The sequence below is a fragment of the Egbenema bharatensis FJBBOT/2019 genome, from assembly GCF_048077055.1.
Lineage (GTDB): Bacteria > Cyanobacteriota > Cyanobacteriia > Elainellales > Elainellaceae > Egbenema > Egbenema bharatensis.
This window is the reverse complement of the sequence record NZ_CP182236.1, coordinates 2,506,639-2,525,091: the sequence shown is the minus strand read 5'-3', so window position 1 is coordinate 2,525,091 and position 18,453 is coordinate 2,506,639. Positions and strand designations below refer to the sequence as shown.

The following is an 18,453-nucleotide window of genomic DNA, read 5'->3' as shown; positions in this document are numbered from 1 at the left end:
AGCAGAATGAATAAGATAGTTTCGGCTACACTCGACGCTCAGAGGCACTCAACACCCCAAATCGCTCCTCCCCGTGGGTTAAGCGAAGCCGAACTGGAGCCAACAATCTGTTGAACGAGTTCTGCTGCTGATTAAACACCCCTTCTTAAGAAATTTGGAACAAGAATGTTACCTTATCACCCTTGCCCAGAGCTACCCGATCGCCAGGGCGCAGTCGATGACGATTTCCTACCGGAAGCGGCATATTGTTGATATAGGTGCCATTCGCGCTACTGACATCCTCAATGTAGTACAGATCGCCTTCTACCCGAATATCCGCATGAACCCGTGAGACAATTTCAGAATTTGGGAAGCCCGAAACATCAATGTCAGGAGGAATGCGATCGTTGGGTTTGCCAATGTGAATCACCGTTAAGTTCGCAGGCAACTCTACCATCGTGTTCGTTTGAACATGCAGCAGCCGGGCAGTTTGGGTCTGCAAGATGGTATGAGATGGAGCCGATCGAGATGGAACCTGAGCGACCGTCGGTGGAGAAACGTAGCCAGGAGGTGGGGTAGTGGGATGGGAGGATTCGGTCGGTTCAGCAGGCGGTGAAGAAGGAGACATCGTTTCTTGATGGGGAGAACTGTTCATTTCCTCATTGGGAAAGTTTGCATCTGGAAAATTGGATTGAGAGGCATTGACTTCCATTGCTTCCATAGGATCAGGCATCTCCGCAACGATGGGATCAGGTTGAACAAGAGGATCAGGGGGGGGAGATCGGGAATATTAAAATCCGGCGGCGGCATTTCCGTAGATGGGGCAACGGGAGTGGCGATCGTTGGCGAAAGAGGTGCTTTCACCTCAGAAAATTCATCAGGAATGGCCCCCGGTGCTGCTACAGTCGGTGGGATGGGAGTTCTGTCAATATCAGGAAGGGGGCGAGTTGGAGGGGCAGCGGCAGGAGCGGCGATCGTCGGCGGTAGAGGAGAAGGATGGGAATGTCCGCCCGTTGTATTTTGCAGATTAAACCCACACTGGCCACAAAAGCTGGCATCGGACTGAACAGTAGCATTGCAGTTCGGACAATGGGTTGTACTGGGCAGCGGCGCATAGCAATGCTCGCAATGGGCTGCTTCATCTGGATTTTGGTGATTGCAATGGGGACAAACAATCATTCAACTCTCCCTGCCATCATAACTACTCAACAAACTGCTCAAATTTTCGACATGGCTGAGCACAAGTCGCCAATAATAACCTCTACACACCAGCAGCCCCACTTTCCTAAATTTTCCGTTTAACTGCTCTTTTCAATTCATCTTAATGTCAGGAAACCCTGATGTTGCATTTAGCGATCCCATCGAAGCACGGTGGAATTTAACTGTCTGAACGTAAAATTGGCTCGCCAAACTGCTATAGCAAGAGGTTTACCTTACCGCAGAAGCAAGCTCAATCTACCGTCCGATGACTTTGCTACATTCAAATTTTGCCTGTGTTCAAGCAACCTCAATAAAAACGATCGCCACGCAAATGCTATTTGCCCAAATATTCTGGACACCCAACCTTCAACGCGAATTTCGTTCAGCTTTACCGCAGGAAACTGCTGATCAACCAGAGGAGGACAAATGTAACTAGCGCCGCTACCGTCTCAGTGAAGTTAGGAATTTGCGTAAATTGTGCAGCCAACAACCCACCAATCTGTAACCCCAGGACTACGCCAACGATCAAACCTGCCAGGGTTAGCAAAAAAGCTCGCCCCAGCTTGCGTTCCTTACGGGTAATAAAGTAGAGGCTCAAACCAACCCCCAGTGCCAGCGTCACCGCAGGACTGATGAAAAAGCTGAGCACTCCGGCTCCGGCAAAGAAGCCTGCTGGTAGCAAAATATCTTTACGCTCTGGTGTATCAACGAATTGCTGCAACCAATCGGGCGTTTGCTGAGTTGAGGGGGGGGAATAGTCTGGAGGCGGTTCAGCCCGTCGCTCGGCAAAGCGAATCCGATCGGGGACTTTGATCTTGCCTTCTTGCCGCATCCGCAACCGTTCCATCAGAATCGCATCGTAGGACGATTCGATCGCCTCTACTTCCTTGCGATCCTCACTATGCTCTTCAACTAAGCGATTGCGAGCCTCCTGAATTTCATCAAACGATGCTTCTTCACTGACCCCAAGCCTCTCATAGGGACTTTTGTCGCTCATCTACAACCTCCAGAAGACTCCCTCTATATAATCGATTATGATTGGCATAAGGCGATAATTCACACAGGCAATACGGGGCTGGATTCCACTGGCTCTATCCTAAACTGTCTGATGCCGCTGTTAGTCACCAATGTAATCATCTATCCATCTCTTGCAAACAAAATCAACAAAAGGTTACTTTCGATCGCATCACTCCTACTTTTCCCCATCCTAGACCAGGGTTGTTCAGATTGCGAATCAGATCTATCGTTTGGGGATAACAATTGACTGCCAATTTACTGCCAATAGTTTCCGTAATGCTCCAATATGCTGAGTATATAGTTATTGTGAATCCATTCATGACAAGGCTAGTTGCTGGTTTGCAATTTTTAGATCCCATTGTTTTAGAAGATGAACTTCAACTCTGCCTTTTCCCATCCACGCCCAATCGTTGACGCTAAGGTTACGGCTATGGCTCAAGCCAAAATACTCGTAGTTGATGATGACCCCGCTATCCGCACACTCATCTATCGCTTTCTCTCAAAACAAAGTTATCAGGTGGAATCGGCTGAGGACGGTAAGACTGCTCTAGCCCTATTTGAGCAATTCAATCCAGATCTGGTCATCCTGGATGTTAATTTGCCGGATGCAACCGGATACAACCTCTGCCAGGAGATGCAAGGACGTACTGGGGTCTTTGTTTTAATGTTGACCAGCCGCAGTGATGAGGCAGACAAAATTAGAGGATTTTCCCAGGGTGCAGATGACTATCTCACCAAGCCGTTTAGCTTAGGAGAGTTGGAAGTACGAGTCGGAGCTATCCTGAAGCGCCAGCGTCCGGTGACCACGGCTGAACAACAGTGCTTGAGCTTTAATGGCTTAGTCATTGATCCAGTGCGCCGGGAGGTTATGCTCAACAGCGAAATGGTTCCTCTGACAGCCCTCGAATTTGACCTGCTGCATTTTCTGGCCAGCCATCCTGGTCGAGTCTGGCGACGAGCAGAACTGATTCAAAAAGTCTGGGACTATGAATACGTCGGTGATCAGCGGGTCGTTGATGTGCATATTGGGCAAATTCGCAAAAAGATCGAAATTGATACCTCTCAACCTGCATTAATTCAAACCGTGCGTGGGGTTGGCTACAAGTTTGAAGCTCCGTCCCAGTCTGAGGCAGAATCCCTTTAGGGGGTTGGCGATCATCGCTGGGAAGGGGGGCAGGTTCCCAACCTGTGCGGGCAAGATCCCACTCTACGGTGGCTCAATCCAAACCCACTTGTCGGCTGCCCATGATTAAAGTGGAACCATTAAAGCGGGGATGCCTGTAGCAAGCATCCCCTCCCGTGAGGCTTCAATCAGAATTTTGCGAAGGAATAGACTCTCTTCCTTGCTATGCCGCCCAGTTTTGAGCGACAACCTCAGCCAGATCAACCACCCGTTGGCTATAGCCCCACTCGTTGTCATACCAGGCAACGACTTTTACCATGTCGCCACCCATCACCATCGTCAGGCTGGCATCGATAATTGAGGAAGCATCTGTTCCACGGTGGTCACAGGATACCAGGGGTAGATCGCTGTAGTCTAAAATTCCCTTCAGCGGCCCTTCAGCAGCCTGCTTCATTACTTCGTTTACCTGTTCCACGATCGTGGGTTTTTCCACCTGAACCACCAGGTCAACGATGGAAACGTTGGGGGTCGGAACCCGAAGGGCGATTCCATTCAGCTTACCTTGCAATTCCGGAAGCACCAGCGCGACCGCTTTTGCCGCTCCAGTCGTCGTGGGTACGATGTTGAGTGCAGCGGCCCGGCCCGACGGAGATCACGGTGGCTAGCATCCAGAAGCCTCTGGTCGCCGGTGTAGCTATGGGTGGTGGTCATGGTGCCTTTGACAATGCCAAAGCTCTCATGGAGTACCTTAGCGACGGGTGCCAGACAGTTGGTGGTACAACTGGCATTACTCACCACATTGTGTTTGCCGTGGGCATAGTCTTGGTGGTTGACTCCGACCACATAGGTGCCAATGTTGCCGCCTTTGCCAGGGGCCGTAATCAGAACTTTTTTTGCGCCTGCCTCTATGTGCTTTGATGCCCCCTCGTCGGTGACAAACACGCCCGTTGCCTCAATAATCAAGTCAATATCCCAGGCTCCCCAGGGCAAGTTAAGCGGGTTGCGATCGGACACACACTTAATCGTTTTGCCGTTTACCGTGATGGTGTTGTCATCAGCACTAATATCAGCATTTAGTTTGCCCAACATGGAGTCATATCTCAGCAAGTGGGCATTGGTTCTGGGGTCAGAGGTATCATTAATCGCAACAACTTCCAGTTGGCTATTTTCTCGACCAAGCCAGCACCGTAGAAAGTTACGTCCGATGCGTCCAAATCCATTGATCGCTACTCTAATCACTGCGTCTTGCCCTCTGTAGATAAAGAGATCATTAAAAAAGTAGTGAGACAGATCATACACTCTTACGAGTCGGACACTCAAGAGAACATAGGATTGGAATTCAGGATTGGGGATCAAGTGCGGCAGCCTGAAGATGGCAGGCAGGGGGCAGCCAGGGATCTGAACAAAATTGGGAATTTTCTGGTTCCTGAGGAGCGTGGATTAAATAACCTGTTCACTGTTCTGCTTTTTTGACTGGGCGGGCAAGATGCCCACCCCACAAGAGTTCCAGGCTATTAAATTTGCATGTCTGAGTCTCTGGTTCACTCGGTGTGTGGCTCCAATTCGCCTAAGCCTGAACTGTCTGATCCAGGTAGAGCGCGTGGGTTGAAATGTAGGTTCTGACGGGTTCGGGCACCAGATAGCGAATAGAGCGACGATCGCGGCAGTAGCGTCGAATCAGTCCCGAAGAAATTTCGATGAGGGGCATCGGTAGGAGATACCAGGTTAGCTCAATAGACCGTTGTTTTAACGTTTGGGCAACCTGTTCGCAGTTCAGGGCGGATCGCCGAATGGATGAAGCAGTCGATGCCAGAGCGGTCTCACCCGAACAAGCTGCTGGTGGGGGATCTGATCCGTCAAGGGCGAAACGGGGAGCCACAAGCCAGTCACAGTGGGCAACGAGATCCTGATGGCGATACCAGTGGGGGAGGGACTGAAAGGCATCGACTCCGATCAGCCAGTACCAGCGACTTTGGGGGTAATGGATTTGCAGAGCCATCAATGTATCGATCGCGTAGGTACGATTGGCAGGACTCGATCGGTGGGCTAAATAAAATTCGATATCCGAACAAATGAAGTGAGAATGGGAGGCGATCGCCTGTTGAACCATGTTGAATCGATGCTCAAAGCCAATTAATTCCTCAGTAGATTTATGGGGCGGCTGGTAGGTGGGTACCCAAATCACTTGATCCAGGGAAAACTGAGTCAATGCTGTTTCTGCCATTAGTAAATGACCGTAGTGAACTGGATTAAATGACCCGCCAAAAATGGCCAGTTTTTGCATATTTTGCATCTTGCCAAACGATTTAGCGATTCAATGCCCGGTAAGGTAGTGGATTAAGGGCAAAATGAAGTAATTTCTGAAACCTGAGCCAAAAAGCTGAGCCGATCGCTGAAGTGGCTACGTTCGAGTTCAATTCTGAGTCTGTTCTGAGATGATGAATTTTAGATAAAGTGACCTGTTGATTAGATGCGATCCGAAAAATATTAAGCAGGAATGCACAAATTTGCTTAGAAAGATATGTCGCAAAAAAAGTAATTCTTGCTATGATATCGCGTGTTATTGGTGTGGTGTGGTGTGTAAGGAGCTGTAATGCTGAATTCTGTAGATTTCGGCGGGAGACCCTTCCATTTCATTGGTATCGGTGGAATTGGAATGTCTGCCCTCGCCTACGTTTTAACCCAGCGCGAGCTTCCGGTTTCGGGTTCTGATCTTAGCCTTAATCATATTACGCAACGCCTGCAAGAGCTTGGGGCACACATCTTCTGGAGTCAGAACGCCTCAAACTTGGACGGGCACGAGGGGGGACAATTACCTCAGGTCATTTGTTCTACGGCGATTAATCCAGCGAATGCAGAATATCAGGCGGCCTTAACCCTGGGTTGCCCGATCTTCCATCGTTCGGATTTACTCTCAGCGTTGATGGGCGAGTATCAAGGAATTGCGATCGCCGGAACCCACGGAAAGACCACAACGAGCAGCATGGTTGGGTATTTGCTGCTGGAAGCGGGACTAGACCCGACGATCGTTGTGGGGGGAGAAGTGAACGCCTGGGGTGGTAATGCTCATGTGGGGAAAGGCCCACACTTTGTGGCCGAAGCGGACGAGTCGGATGGATCGCTGGTGAAGCTGGCCCCATACATTGGCGTTGTAACGAACATTGAGCTAGACCATCCCGATCACTACGCTGATTTAGATCAGGTCATTGATATTTTCCAAACTTTTGCAGGGCAATGCCGAACCCTGGTGGGCTGTATTGATTGTGCCAATGTCCGGAGTGCACTGAAGCCGACAATCACCTATAGCTTAAATCCTGACCTTGGGGCAGATTACACCGTCGATCAGGTAGTGTATCAATCTAGTGGAACCCTGGCGCAAGTTTGGGAACGCGGTGCCCGACTGGGACAATTAAAGCTCCAGGTTTTGGGTGAACATAACCTCAGCAATGCATTGGCGACGATCGCCATTGGGCGGCAGTTGGGGCTGGAATTTGAGCAAATTGCTTCAATTCTAGAAAGCTTTGAAGGGGCACGGCGGCGGTTTGAGCGACGAGGAGAGTACAACGACATTCTCTTCATTGACGACTACGCCCACCATCCCAGTGAAATTCAAGTCACTCTGGCGGCAGCTCGCCTTCGGGCTCAGGCAGTCGATCGGCAGCGACGAGTCGTTGCAGTGTTTCAACCCCATCGGTATAGCCGCACCCAAGTATTCCTTGAAGATTTTGCCCAGTCTTTTGGAAACGCTGATCTCGTTATTACAACAGACATTTACAGCGCGGGTGAGCCGAATGCAGGGCAAATGACCGGGCAAGATGTGGCTGAAGCCATCGGTGCCTACCATCCGCAGGTGATTTATCAACCCACCCTTCAGGCGGTTACGGCCTATTTGATGGAAGTTCTTCTTCCAGGTGATCTGGTGCTTTTCCTGGGTGCAGGTAACCTTAACCGAGTGATTCCAGACCTGGCAGCCCACTACCAACGAATTGAGCAGACCAAATCTGAAGCCTATTGCAGCCCAGCGTGATGGCTTTGGTTGCCTCTAGCGGTGGCGGCTTGCTCTACCGTTCCGGATTCATCAGCCCTTCGCGCATTGCACTTCCCTATCATGACGCTCTCTCAAGACTTTCCAACTAATACTCGTGTGAGTACTGATTCATTCCCTGTCAATCCAGCAAAATCCTCCTGGTTTGTACCCCTCGGTCGTTCACCTGAACCGATTCCAGTTCCTGGTCGCAATTGCACCATTAGACCGGATGTTTCCCTATCCAGCATGACTTCGTTTCGGGTAGGCGGCCCAGCAGAGTTGTATGTTGCACCGCGCCAAGTTGAAGATCTGCTGGCTAGTCTGGAATGGGCCGAAACTCGCGGATTACCGATCACGCTACTGGGGGCTGGAAGTAACCTCCTGGTCAGCGATCGTGGTTTGCCGGGTTTAGTGATCTCAACGCGCCACCTGCGCCGGATTGAATTTGATGCTGAAACTGGCCGGGTAACTGCCGGAGCCGGAGAACCTCTACCCCGATTAGCCTGGCAAGCCGCAGAACGAGGCTGGACAGGACTGGAATGGGCCGTTGGGATTCCAGGGACGATCGGCGGAGCGGTGGTAATGAATGCTGGAGCACACACAAGCTGCATGGCAGATCTACTGGTCAATACGCAGGTCTTTACCCTGGATGGTAGTGTCGATCGCCTGACCCCCGCAGACTTGAACTACAGCTACCGCACGTCTGCCCTACAAATTTCTAGCCAATCTCCCCCCCATCAAGTTCGATTAGTTGCACAGGCAACTCTGCAACTCCAGCCCGGAGCCGATCCTGCCAAAGTGTTGGAAACCACTACTGCCCATCTCAATAACCGTCGCACGACTCAGCCTTACCATTTACCCAACTGTGGTAGTGTTTTCCGTAACCCAACTCCCTACAAAGCAGGATGGCTAATTGAGCAAACTGGGCTAAAGGGTTATCAGATCGGTGGCGCACAGGTGGCGCAGCGACACGCCAATTTTATTTTGAACTGTGGTGGCGCAACCGCGACCGATATCTTTCACCTGATTCAGCATATCCAGGAAACCGTTGAGCAGCATTGGTCCTTACTACTGGAACCAGAAGTGAAGATGCTAGGGGAGTTTCAGATGGCATAAAACCCATTCGTTTGAAATAGGGTATAAAGTGAGGAGGCTACACTGTTTCCTGAGTGATCTTGCAAGACCGCAAAAAGTCTTGTAAATATGGGAATCTTTGGTTTATTGCCGTTTAGAGCTAAGTACGACAGAGAATAGAGTTATGGCAGAGAAACAAGGCTTTGGCTTCGGTTTGGGCAAAATGAAGGAACTCACCGAAGCATTGAAGAAAGCACAACAGGTTCAAGAAGGAGCCAAGCGACTCCAGGAAGAGCTGGAGGGGATGGAAATTGAAGGGGAAGCAGGTGGTGGACTGGTTAAGGTCGTTTTGAGCGGAAACCAGGAACCTCGTCGAGTTGAGATTGCTCCAGAGGCTTTGAATGAAGGGGCCGAAGTTCTGTCGGACTTAGTAACGGCTGCGATGAAGGAAGCATACAACCTTTCGACGGCAACCATGCGCGAAAAAATGGAAGACTTGACTGGTGGTTTGAACTTGCCTGGTCTGTAAGCCGGTCTTGTCCGCCCAGTTGGATGCGGATTGGATGACGGGTTGGATGACGAGCCCAGCTCAATCGGCTCCCTTGCAGTTCCTGTATATCTATGAATGTCGGTGGGGTGGGCAGTTTGTCCACCCATATTCTAGTTTCGATCCATTATCTTGACTGCAGGATGACCAGACTACTCACCTGGCAACTTTAGGATGGCTAGCAGTGGCGAACAAGAGGGCGAACAAGAAAACAAACTCGCTGTTGCGACTGGAGCTGTTGCTACCAAAATCATTCAAAAGAATCCGGCTGATTCATAGAGCCGTCGCAGGATTGAAAGCAGTTTTTGGTGATAGGTCGGATCGGCAGACCACCGCAGGCTCAGTTGCTGAAGGGTAGGAGCAATGCCGCGTCGAACATAGGCAAAGCGAGGATCGACGATCGCCTGCACCAGGGGTTGATGGCTGGCATAGGCTTTGAGGTGTTGGATATGGGCCCGCACGCCCATGCGAGGGCTGGAAAAACTCGCGCCTTGATCGCTGCCGATCGCCCCCAGTCCACCAAAATTATTTTGCTCGGGTGGGTTGGATCCTCCAAACCGGAGGAAATGAGTTTCCAGGCAAAGTTGGGCAAACGCAATATCATAGTTCACACCTTCCAGGTTTGCCTCTTCTCGATAGAGCTTGGGCAAATCCGTCAGGTGAGATCCCTCAGCACGGTTACTCTTCAGAAACATGATCATTTGCACCTCCGAAGTCACTCCCTGCCCCATGATCCGGTCAAACTGGCTGGGATGGAGGGAGAGCGCAGAGCGCAGAGCTAACTGATAGTTCAACCCTTCCTGCTTGGGACGGACTGAAATATTAAACTCCCTTAGATCGATCGCCCGGATCAGAACTCTGCCACCGTACTGAATCCGCCGCAGGGAATGATAGCAGGTCAGATCCATACCTGGCTGATCCATCAATCCCAACTGATCGATTAAGTCAATTGGAATGTAAGCATTACCATCCACCAGAACTCCCCGATCGTCATAGGCAGCTCCATTCACGACTAGATCGATGGGGCTATAGCCAACCTCGCCCCCTGATTCAGCCAGGGATTTCGGCAGAAAAGGAGCCACCGATCGACTCCAGTTTGCCAAACCTTCAGCAATTCCAAAGGCGACTTCTTGACGCTGGGCTTGCAACATCTGGCGATCCTCTGGGTGAGTTATTGAACCCAGCTCAAACTGCAAGGCCGGGATCATCGCCTGACGGCAAAAGCTTGCCTGGCCCAGGTCTGCGTAAATATCAGACTTTACGCCACGGCTGGACAATTGGGGAACTCGACGCAAATAAGTCTGCAAAAGCTGTTCTGCCTGGGACTTACGTATTTCATTATTAGCAATGTAAAAGACAGATGCCCCGCGAGTGTTCGTTTCATACAGGGGAGCGACTTGTATCTCCAGGGCTACATCCCCCGGACGGGCACGATGATTGAGCCAGTCCATCATCTGGGATGAGCCCAGAGCATCTGGAACCGCCACTGCTTCATAATTGCGCGATCGCAGGTTCTGGACAACCAAGTCTCGCACTCCAATCATTTCCTTCCCTGCTGTCGTCGTCAGCCCCACGCTGTTAAGATCCTGTTGCTGAGGCAGATCCGATTGTCCAGCCGATACAAAAATACGTCCCATCTGCTCCCTCGTCCTTTACTCCACTCAAAGATAAACAGGTCACTCCCAAAGGGTCGATCGCACCTTGAATCGATTCAAAACTGCGGACTTGTTTCACAAAAATTAATAGTTGATCCTATAAATGTGATACATTTGAACTAAGTTCAAGGTTGTGCGGGTATCCTGATCAATTTTTTATTACTCTTTTTATTACTCTACATATAGCGGTTAGCTTCGGAAACTTAGGCTAATATAACGCTATCTGAGCGAAATGGATGGGTGGATTTAGTAGGGTTGATTGCAATCCGTTGATTCAAATCATCCGTTCCAGCGGTTGATGACACGGCCCGCTCCTTGCCGCTACGGGCTGGGTTGTCATCTTGCGAGCACTCCGGCTCGCCCTTTTCGGATTCCCCATCTATAAGCCAACCTGAAGTTCCAATCCAAACTTGTATGAACATTCCTCGCCTGCATCCCGATACGATCGATGACGTAAAGCACCGCGTTGATATTGTCGATGTGGTGTCAGAACACGTCGTTTTGCGGAAGCAGGGTAAAGACTTTGTGGGATTATGTCCCTTCCACGATGACAAGTCCCCCAGTTTTAGCGTCAGTCCCAGTAAGCAGTTTTACTACTGTTTTAGCTGTGGGGCAGGGGGCAATAGCATTAAATTTTTGATGGAGTTGGGCAAGCGATCGTTTTCTGATGTAGTGCTGGATCTGGCACGACGGTATCAGGTTCCGGTGAAAACCCTGGAACCGGCTCAGCGACAGGAACTACAACGCCAGATTTCCCTGCGGGAACAGCTATATGAAGTCCTGGCTTTGACTGGACGGTTTTATGAACATGCCTTGCGCCAATCTCAGGGGGAAGCAGCGTTAGCCTATCTGAAATCACGCCAGTTGAGGGACGATACGCTCCAACAGTTTCAACTGGGTTACGCTCCAGCCGGTTGGCAGACTCTCTACGGCTATTTGGTAGAGCAAAAACGCTATCCGGTTGAATTAGTCGAGCAGGCGGGGTTAATTATTCCGCGCCAGGGCGAGCGGGGCTATTATGATCGATTCCGCGATCGGCTGATGATTCCAATTCACGACTTGCAGGGACGGGTGATTGGCTTTGGGGGACGGGCTTTGGGAGATGAACAGCCCAAATATTTGAATTCTCCAGAAACTGAACTATTTGATAAGGGCAAGACCCTCTATGGCATGGATAAGGCGCGAACAGCGATCGCCAAGCAGGATCAGGCCATCGTCGTAGAAGGCTATTTTGATGTAATTGCCCTACACGCCGCCGGAATTACCAATACAGTCGCCTCCTTAGGCACGGCTTTAAGTCTGGCTCAGGTTCGACAAATTCTGCGATACACCGAATCTAAACAGGTGATCCTCAATTTTGATGCCGATGCCGCTGGAACCAAAGCCGCAGAACGGGCGATCGGGGAAGTGGCGGATCTGGCTTATCAGGGAGAGGTGCAGTTACGCATTCTCAATATTCCTGATGGTAAAGATCCCGATGAGTTTCTCAGAATCCATCCCCCCGCAGCCTATCAGCAGCTCATTGAACAAGCTCCCCTCTGGCTGGACTGGCAAATTCAACAGGTGTTGAATCAAACTGATCTAAGTCAGGCGGATCAATTTCAGCAATCTACTCAGGAAATTGCTAAACTGCTCGGAAATCTGCCCAACGCGACCCTGAGAACCCACTATATCCATCAGTGCGCTGAACGCCTGAGCCAGAATAATGCTCGCCTGGCGGTGCAGCTAGAATCCGATCTACGCACTCAAGTCCGAGGGCAACGTTGGCACGGTCGATCGCAGAAATGGCAACGTCCGGGCGATCGAACCCTTCTGGAAGAGTCTGAAGCGAATTTGCTGCGTCTCTATCTCCATATGCCCACTTACCGCAGCCTGATTAAAGAATCCCTGGAGGAGCGCGACCTGGATTTTAGTCTGGGTCATCACCGCTTCCTGTGGCAACAAGTGATGCAGCTTGAAGAACTCAGCTTATCACAGCAAAATTCTTTACCGCTCAATTCCCCGGATCGGAGCTTCAACCATGCTTCCTCCCTCCCCACTGCCCTGGCTGCTCCGTCGCCAGTTCCCCTCCCCGACCTCATCTCCCTGCTCCAGGATTGCTGTACAGACCATCCAGAGCAGGCTACTTTGGTCTATCCTTTATTTCAGCTAAATGAAAAAACGAAACGGGATATCGTCCGCGCCCCCCTGGTGATCAGAGCTTCGATCGCCAGTATGGAGCGGGTGATGTGCGAAAAGCGGCGGCGACACTTCCTGGAACTCTGGAAACAGACCGACTACGTGAATGCGCCAGATCTGTGTCAGTATTATCAGCAGCAAATCTACGCCGAAAATCAGCGCATTGAAGAATTGGATCAGCAGCAGCGACAGGTGACCTTTGATGATCTGGCTCAAATCCCCTGGGTTGGAGAGTTCTACGATGCCCTGTGTGGGGCCCAGGAATAATGCCTCCGGAAGGGGTTGAGCCTTTATGAATTGGATGGGCGGGCAAAATGTCCACCTGACCTGACTGAAATGAGCACCTGGAGGAGCACTGCTTTCCTAATCGTCTGCCTCTAACTCGGTGGGAATTCCCAAAATTGGGCAGGACAAGTCCGGTGTGAGCTGCTCAAGCAGGGCGTGATTCGGGGAACTACAGCCCACAAATAGTAGGTCGGCATTCACTGCTTCTACCACTTTGCGTAATTCAGAGGTGACTGAACCAAAGCGGAGATGGGCCTCTAGCGATCCACGCCATTCGTCCGCCAGACACCGCGCCTGCCACAGGATGCGATCGGCATATTCCAAAGAACTGCTGAGATCAGCATTCATTAAATGGGATTGTTCAAGCTGTTCTGGTTCAGAACGAGTCAGAAGGGCTGTCCGCGATCGTTGCTGAGTCTCATTGGCTGGGTTTGGGGTAGGCAAAGCTGAAAACTGGGTGCGTAGCTCATTCAGGCTACCCGCAGCAACGCAGGAGAAGTTTAAGGCACTACAGCTATCCAGAACGTACACCACATGAACCGTTACGGGTTGCTGGAGAGCTATACGAGTCTGGTGGGCCATCCAGAACACAAAATCGAGGGCAGTTTGGCTGTTGGGCGATCCGCTGTAGCCAACGACAAAATTGGCAGATTGATTCCGTAGCTCCACCAGAGGCTTTGAAGCATCTGAGCCAGGATATAACAGCATTTGGTTACTTAAATTAGTTTGACCGAGAGCGTTTTGTAAACGCAAAAGCATTGCTTGGATGTTCATAGCTTTGGTGTGTGAGCGAACGAGATGGATAGGCAACAGCAAACCAATCACGCAGAAAAATAGTCAGGACAAGTTTAGGTGTTTCGACGCACTCTCATCTCTAGAATAACTACTGAAAATGAAGATGTCTTTCAGGAAGAATACCAACCTCCAACGGTATATAGCATCACTCCCCGGATTGAATATATCTGTGAAACCTGGGTCAGTTTAACTCATGGTGAAGTTTGAGATCGGCTCAACCTAAGCTCCACAATGTAAACTGGCTCTGGAGAAGAGCGTTTACCCAACGAAAACCAAAGCCTTTGCTGAGGACAACTTAATTGTGAAGATTAGTATCGAAAACAACGAAGATGATTTTCAGGAATGCAGCAGCTTTGGCGATTCAGATCACGGTCTTAACAAGCTGTGTCCGAGGTTAAGAACGAACAGAAGCAGAATCCTACTGAGTGAAACGATCGAACTAAACTGTGAAAGCGGTTTCACTATGAATAAGACCATACCTCTACAATACAACTCCTCAAGGTTGGGCATTTTATTGTGATCAGGGGTGACAACAATAAATTCTCAAGGTAGAGACAAATTTTTGAATGACAACCTACTTTTCCTATTTTAATCCGATTTCACGGTTAGAGGCAAAGCTTCACGCTCCAGTATATGACAAGGCTGATTGGAACGATTCACTTATATCAATTTCTGAAACGGAAATGGCGAAGGGCACACAGCAATGCGCCCCCGACGGATACATATTTTTTCCCATACCCTGTGTGCTCCAGCGGATATGCATTTTTTCCCATACCCCTGATGAGCGTTTTGTAAATGTCCTCTCTCACCAATCAGGATTTAACTAAAATGCCGATCGAGGAAATTCAGGGCATGGTTCCGCAATTCATAGTACTCCGGCAATTCTCGGATTTCCTGAATATTGCGCGGGTGGGGAAAGGGAACCTCCAGGATTTCCCCAATTGTTGCGGCTGGGCCATTCGTCATTAACACAATGCGATCGGACATATAGATGGCTTCATCCACGTCATGGGTTACCATCATCACCGACTGCCGATGGCTTTCCCAGATGTTCAACACCTGCCGTTGTAGTTTGCCGCGAGTCAGGGCATCCAACGCGCCGAAGGGTTCATCCATCAGTAGCATGGTGGGCCGAATTGCCAAGGCGCGGGCAATGCCAACTCGCTGTTTCATCCCACCGGAAAGTTCATCAGGATACTTATTGGCAGCAGCAGCTAAATTCACCATCTCAATGTGTTCATTGACAATTCGCTTCCGTTCGGCAGGCGAAATGCGGGGTAAAGCCTCATCCACCGCCAGACGAATGTTATCCCGTGCCGTGAGCCAGGGTAGCAGGGAGTATTGCTGAAACACCATCATGCGATCGACCCCTGGTTTGCGAATTTCTTTCCCTTGAAGCCGTACCATTCCAGAGGTTGCTCGTTCTAGTCCAGCGACGATTTTGAGTAACGTAGACTTACCACAGCCAGAATGGCCAATGATCGAAACATATTCATCATCACGAATCGTTAAGTTAATGTCCTTGAGAACAACAAAATGATCTCCATCGGGCGTGCGATAGGTTTTGCCCAGGTTTTCAACGACGAGAAACTCGCTCTGGGCAGGAGAATTGCTGTAACTACCGCTGGTGGAGTAAGAGGTTTCAGGTTTCATGGTTTAATGCCTCCGGTTAAGACAGGAAAATACGAGTGGGTGCGTTCGCCCGAATTTCAAAGCTGTTGAGATAGCCAACGGGGTCACTGGGGTCGAATGCTTTTTGATCAACGAACAATTCAGCCGGTTCTACCTTGTAATCTTCAGCCGGACATTCAATCCCCATTTCCGCTGCAATTTCGCGGTATAAGTCAGTCCGCCAGGCTCGTCTGGCTCGTGCTTCTGCATCGGATGGAAACTCAGCCTGTCCCCAACGGGCCGCTTGCGTCATTAACCACAAGGCTTGGGACTGCCACAGGAAGGTGGAATGATCTTTGGGAACCTGGGAAATATCAGATGGCACATCGAAAAATAGGGTGGTATCTGGCGACTCCACAATGCGATCGCGTTTGTCAAATCCACCATAGTTGTATTTACCCACTAGAGCTGGTTTAGTGAAATCCGCTTTTGCCCCGGTAAAGGCGCGGGCGGAGATAATCTCTGCCACTTCTGCTCGATTCGCCGGATCACTACAGTACTGGCAGGCTTCAATCATGGCTTTCACCAGCGATCGATAGGTCTTGGGGTTTTCTTCAATGAAGGATTCCATCACGCCCAGGACGCGATCGGGATGGCCCTGCCAGATTTCCTTACCCTGAGCAAAGGTAAATCCAACCCCTTCATTGCCTGCGATCGCCCTTGTGTTCCAGGGTTCGGCCACCATGTATCCTTCCATTGCCCCGATGCGGACATTTGTGACCATCTGGGGGGGGGAATAATGATGATCCGAAACTCCTCCAGGGGATTCACGCCCACTGCTGCCGACAGGTAACGAACAAAGTATTCGTAAATCGCAGAACTGAGTACAACCGCCCAAATTCGCCGTTCCGCTGGCAAGTGATCAAAATGGCGACGAAATGCCTGCCCAAATTCGTCTAGGTTGCCGTTATACTCTCGCAATGGGCGCAAACCGGTATTCCACATCGACTGGTTCATCGTCATCGCATTTCCATGACGGTGAATGGTCATTGCTGCACACATTTCGGCTCTCCGTGCGCCTTCTGCTCCCAATCGTGCATTCGTGACTGTTCCCGATACGACTGGTGATGCATCCAATCGTCCAAAGATGACCCCATCCCGTGAAGCTCCCCATCCCGATTCACGGCTCAAGGTGACATTCAAGCCGTATTTATGAAAGAACCCCTTAGTATAGGCAATGGCAAAGGGGGCACAGTCATTGACGGGCACAAATCCAACCCGCAGATTGGGCTTCTCTAACGTTCCAGGATCAACCACTCGTTCCGGTTGAGTCTGAGTGATCGCTGAAAAGGGACTCTGTGCCTGGGGAGCCGAGCTGCAAGCTGCAATTGCCGTTGTGGCCGCCAGTCCACCTAAACCATAGAGAAACGATCGTCGCTTTAAAGAACTCATGTTCAACTCTCCCAAATGCTTCTACTGTTCGCGGCATGGGTAAACAGCCCGGCATGACGACGAATGCCGATTCGCCTGAATCATGCTGCTGCTCCAAAACCCCAAAATGTTGTTCGATCGCTGGTTCTCAGGTCGTTGTGGGGGGGCGATGGGTAATCCACACCTGGAGCCGTCCCAGCAAATAGTCCAACACCAGTCCGGTTAAACCAATGACTAAAATGGCCAGGAACACTGAGTTCAGGTTAAGGCGGTTCCATTCATCCCAGACAAAGAAACCAATGCCAATTCCACCCGTCAACATTTCGACTGCCACAATCACCAACCAGGCAATTCCCAGGCTAATCCGCAATCCAGTAAAAACATAGGGCAGGCTGGCAGGCCAGATGATTTTCACCATTTGTCGCCACTTGGGCATTTCCAGCACCTGAGCCACATCCAGGTAGTCCTTTGGCACACTGGCAACCCCAACTGCCGTATTAATCATCGTCGGCCAGAGGGAGGTAATGAAAATCACAAAGATGGCGGATGGATTGGCCAGGTTAAAGGTTGCTAAAGCCACAGGCAACCAGGCAACGGGGGATACTGGTCTAAAGATTTGAATCAGGGGGTTGATGGCCAGCATGGCCCGTCTGGATGTACCAATCCAAAACCCGACGGGAATGGCGACGATCGACCCCAACACAAAGCCCAGAAACACTCGTCGCAAGCTGGCTAATAAGAGCCAACCGATCCCCAGATCGCCAGGGCCGCGACGGTAGAAAGGATTAAGAATATAATCCATATTTGCCATCAACGCATCCCACGGAGTTGGCAACAATGTAGTGAAGAAAGTTGCTACAATCCACCAGAGCAAGAGGACTCCAGCAAAACCGATGAACGGAAACAGAATAAAATCTTGAACAATTACCGGGCGAATGGATCTTCTCCAGGTTGCTTGAGCAGCCAGGACGATCACCTGAATATTAAATTGCAGCAGCATTGAATCCTCCTGAGAGTGCGAGGTTCTAGACACGGACGCAGTACAATCCCCGTGAAAACCCACGGATTGCAAAAAAAGCGTCCCTCGTACAGACTGAGGACACTGAAGGGATCAGGCAATTGTAAAATGCTGATACTTCAGTCTCCCCTCAATGCCGACGGAGTTAGCTGACGGGCTAGGACTGAGAGGTGTCCTCCATTCAAAAAGCTAAGTGTTTCGCACTTTTGGCTCTTTCAACGGTTCGCCCCAAAAGGTGGTTCCTCCGCTCCCGGTTTATCTCAGCGATAAGACCGCAGGATTAGGCTGACCTACTTAATTTAGGTTCTCCTAAAGCTAGCATTCTCAAATTCGATTCGTCAATCTTTCTTTAGAGAGAGGCAAGATAAATGCTTTAGAGAGAGGCAAGATATATGGACTGGGCGGGCAAGATGCTCACTTCCCAAAAATGATGCCTGCACAAACATGGTTCTGATCAGCAATTGTTGTCGTTGATGCAATGCTCGTTATGTCGGGTTCTCCCACCTTTGAGCG

At 50.4% G+C, this 18,453-nt stretch carries 12 protein-coding genes, 3 pseudogenes and 1 riboswitch; of the genes and pseudogenes, 5 read left to right on the top strand and 10 right to left on the bottom strand.

Going from position 1 to position 18,453, the window contains the following annotated elements; translation table 11 throughout:
• Positions 1-145: 145 nt before the first annotated feature.
• The 3 genes and pseudogenes from ACM1PF_RS11710 to ACM1PF_RS11700 form a co-directional block, all read right to left on the bottom strand.
• Positions 146-487 (bottom strand): annotated as a pseudogene (locus ACM1PF_RS11710) (FHA domain-containing protein); the annotation flags it as partial.
• Between the two features lie 143 nt (positions 488-630).
• Positions 631-1,158, bottom strand: coding sequence for a zinc ribbon domain-containing protein (locus ACM1PF_RS11705; RefSeq protein ID WP_416674691.1), 528 nt, complete (start codon positions 1,156-1,158; stop codon positions 631-633).
• Between the two features lie 409 nt (positions 1,159-1,567).
• Positions 1,568-2,176, bottom strand: coding sequence for a CPP1-like family protein (locus ACM1PF_RS11700; RefSeq protein ID WP_416674689.1), 609 nt, complete (start codon positions 2,174-2,176; stop codon positions 1,568-1,570).
• 450 nt (positions 2,177-2,626) lie between these two features.
• Here ACM1PF_RS11700 and ACM1PF_RS11695 point away from each other — a divergent pair, with 450 nt between their 5' ends.
• The gene (locus tag ACM1PF_RS11695; RefSeq protein ID WP_416674688.1) at positions 2,627-3,340 is read left to right on the top strand and encodes a response regulator transcription factor; all 714 of its coding nucleotides are present in this window, start codon (positions 2,627-2,629) and stop codon (positions 3,338-3,340) included.
• Positions 3,341-3,542: 202 nt separating this feature from the next.
• Here ACM1PF_RS11695 and ACM1PF_RS11690 read toward each other — a convergent pair.
• Positions 3,543-4,558 (bottom strand): annotated as a pseudogene (locus ACM1PF_RS11690) (type I glyceraldehyde-3-phosphate dehydrogenase).
• A gap of 328 nt (positions 4,559-4,886) precedes the next feature.
• On the bottom strand, positions 4,887-5,612 hold the full coding sequence (gene nadD / locus ACM1PF_RS11685) for a nicotinate (nicotinamide) nucleotide adenylyltransferase (RefSeq protein ID WP_416674687.1): 726 nt from the start codon (positions 5,610-5,612) through the stop codon (positions 4,887-4,889).
• Between the two features lie 300 nt (positions 5,613-5,912).
• On the opposite strand from nadD, the gene murC reads away from it, so the two are divergent.
• The 3 genes from murC to ACM1PF_RS11670 all read left to right on the top strand — a co-directional run bounded on the left by murC (position 5,913) and on the right by ACM1PF_RS11670 (position 8,949).
• The gene (gene murC, locus ACM1PF_RS11680) at positions 5,913-7,346 is read left to right on the top strand and encodes a UDP-N-acetylmuramate--L-alanine ligase (protein ID WP_416674685.1); all 1,434 of its coding nucleotides are present in this window, start codon (positions 5,913-5,915) and stop codon (positions 7,344-7,346) included.
• Between the two features lie 81 nt (positions 7,347-7,427).
• Positions 7,428-8,462: a UDP-N-acetylmuramate dehydrogenase gene (gene murB, locus ACM1PF_RS11675; RefSeq protein WP_416674684.1), complete on the top strand. Its 1,035-nt coding sequence runs from the start codon at positions 7,428-7,430 to the stop codon at positions 8,460-8,462.
• 142 nt (positions 8,463-8,604) lie between these two features.
• Positions 8,605-8,949, top strand: a complete 345-nt coding sequence (locus ACM1PF_RS11670; RefSeq protein ID WP_416674683.1) for a YbaB/EbfC family nucleoid-associated protein — start codon at positions 8,605-8,607, stop codon at positions 8,947-8,949.
• 272 nt (positions 8,950-9,221) lie between these two features.
• Here ACM1PF_RS11670 and ACM1PF_RS11665 read toward each other — a convergent pair whose 3' ends face one another.
• Positions 9,222-10,604 carry a hormogonium tapered terminus morphoprotein TftA gene (locus ACM1PF_RS11665; protein ID WP_416674682.1) on the bottom strand — a complete coding sequence of 461 codons (1,383 nt, stop codon included), beginning with the start codon at positions 10,602-10,604 and terminating at the stop codon, positions 9,222-9,224.
• Positions 10,605-11,036: 432 nt separating this feature from the next.
• Here ACM1PF_RS11665 and dnaG point away from each other — a divergent pair, with 432 nt between their 5' ends.
• Positions 11,037-13,067 carry a DNA primase gene (gene dnaG, locus ACM1PF_RS11660; RefSeq protein ID WP_416674681.1) on the top strand — a complete coding sequence of 677 codons (2,031 nt, stop codon included), beginning with the start codon at positions 11,037-11,039 and terminating at the stop codon, positions 13,065-13,067.
• Positions 13,068-13,163: 96 nt separating this feature from the next.
• On the opposite strand, the gene ACM1PF_RS11655 is transcribed toward dnaG, so the two are convergent.
• From ACM1PF_RS11655 to ntrB, 4 genes and pseudogenes are all read right to left on the bottom strand, one after another.
• Positions 13,164-13,793, bottom strand: coding sequence for a universal stress protein (locus tag ACM1PF_RS11655; RefSeq protein WP_416674679.1), 630 nt, complete (start codon positions 13,791-13,793; stop codon positions 13,164-13,166).
• Positions 13,794-14,699: 906 nt separating this feature from the next.
• On the bottom strand, positions 14,700-15,533 hold the full coding sequence (locus ACM1PF_RS11650) for an ABC transporter ATP-binding protein (protein ID WP_416674677.1): 834 nt from the start codon (positions 15,531-15,533) through the stop codon (positions 14,700-14,702).
• Positions 15,534-15,549: 16 nt separating this feature from the next.
• Positions 15,550-16,943, bottom strand: a pseudogene (locus tag ACM1PF_RS11645) (CmpA/NrtA family ABC transporter substrate-binding protein).
• 127 nt (positions 16,944-17,070) lie between these two features.
• Positions 17,071-17,922: a nitrate ABC transporter permease gene (ntrB, locus tag ACM1PF_RS11640; protein ID WP_416674676.1), complete on the bottom strand. Its 852-nt coding sequence runs from the start codon at positions 17,920-17,922 to the stop codon at positions 17,071-17,073.
• A 137-nt stretch (positions 17,923-18,059) separates the two neighbouring features.
• Positions 18,060-18,237: riboswitch (cyclic di-AMP (ydaO/yuaA leader) on the bottom strand.
• Positions 18,238-18,453: the final 216 nt, after the last annotated feature.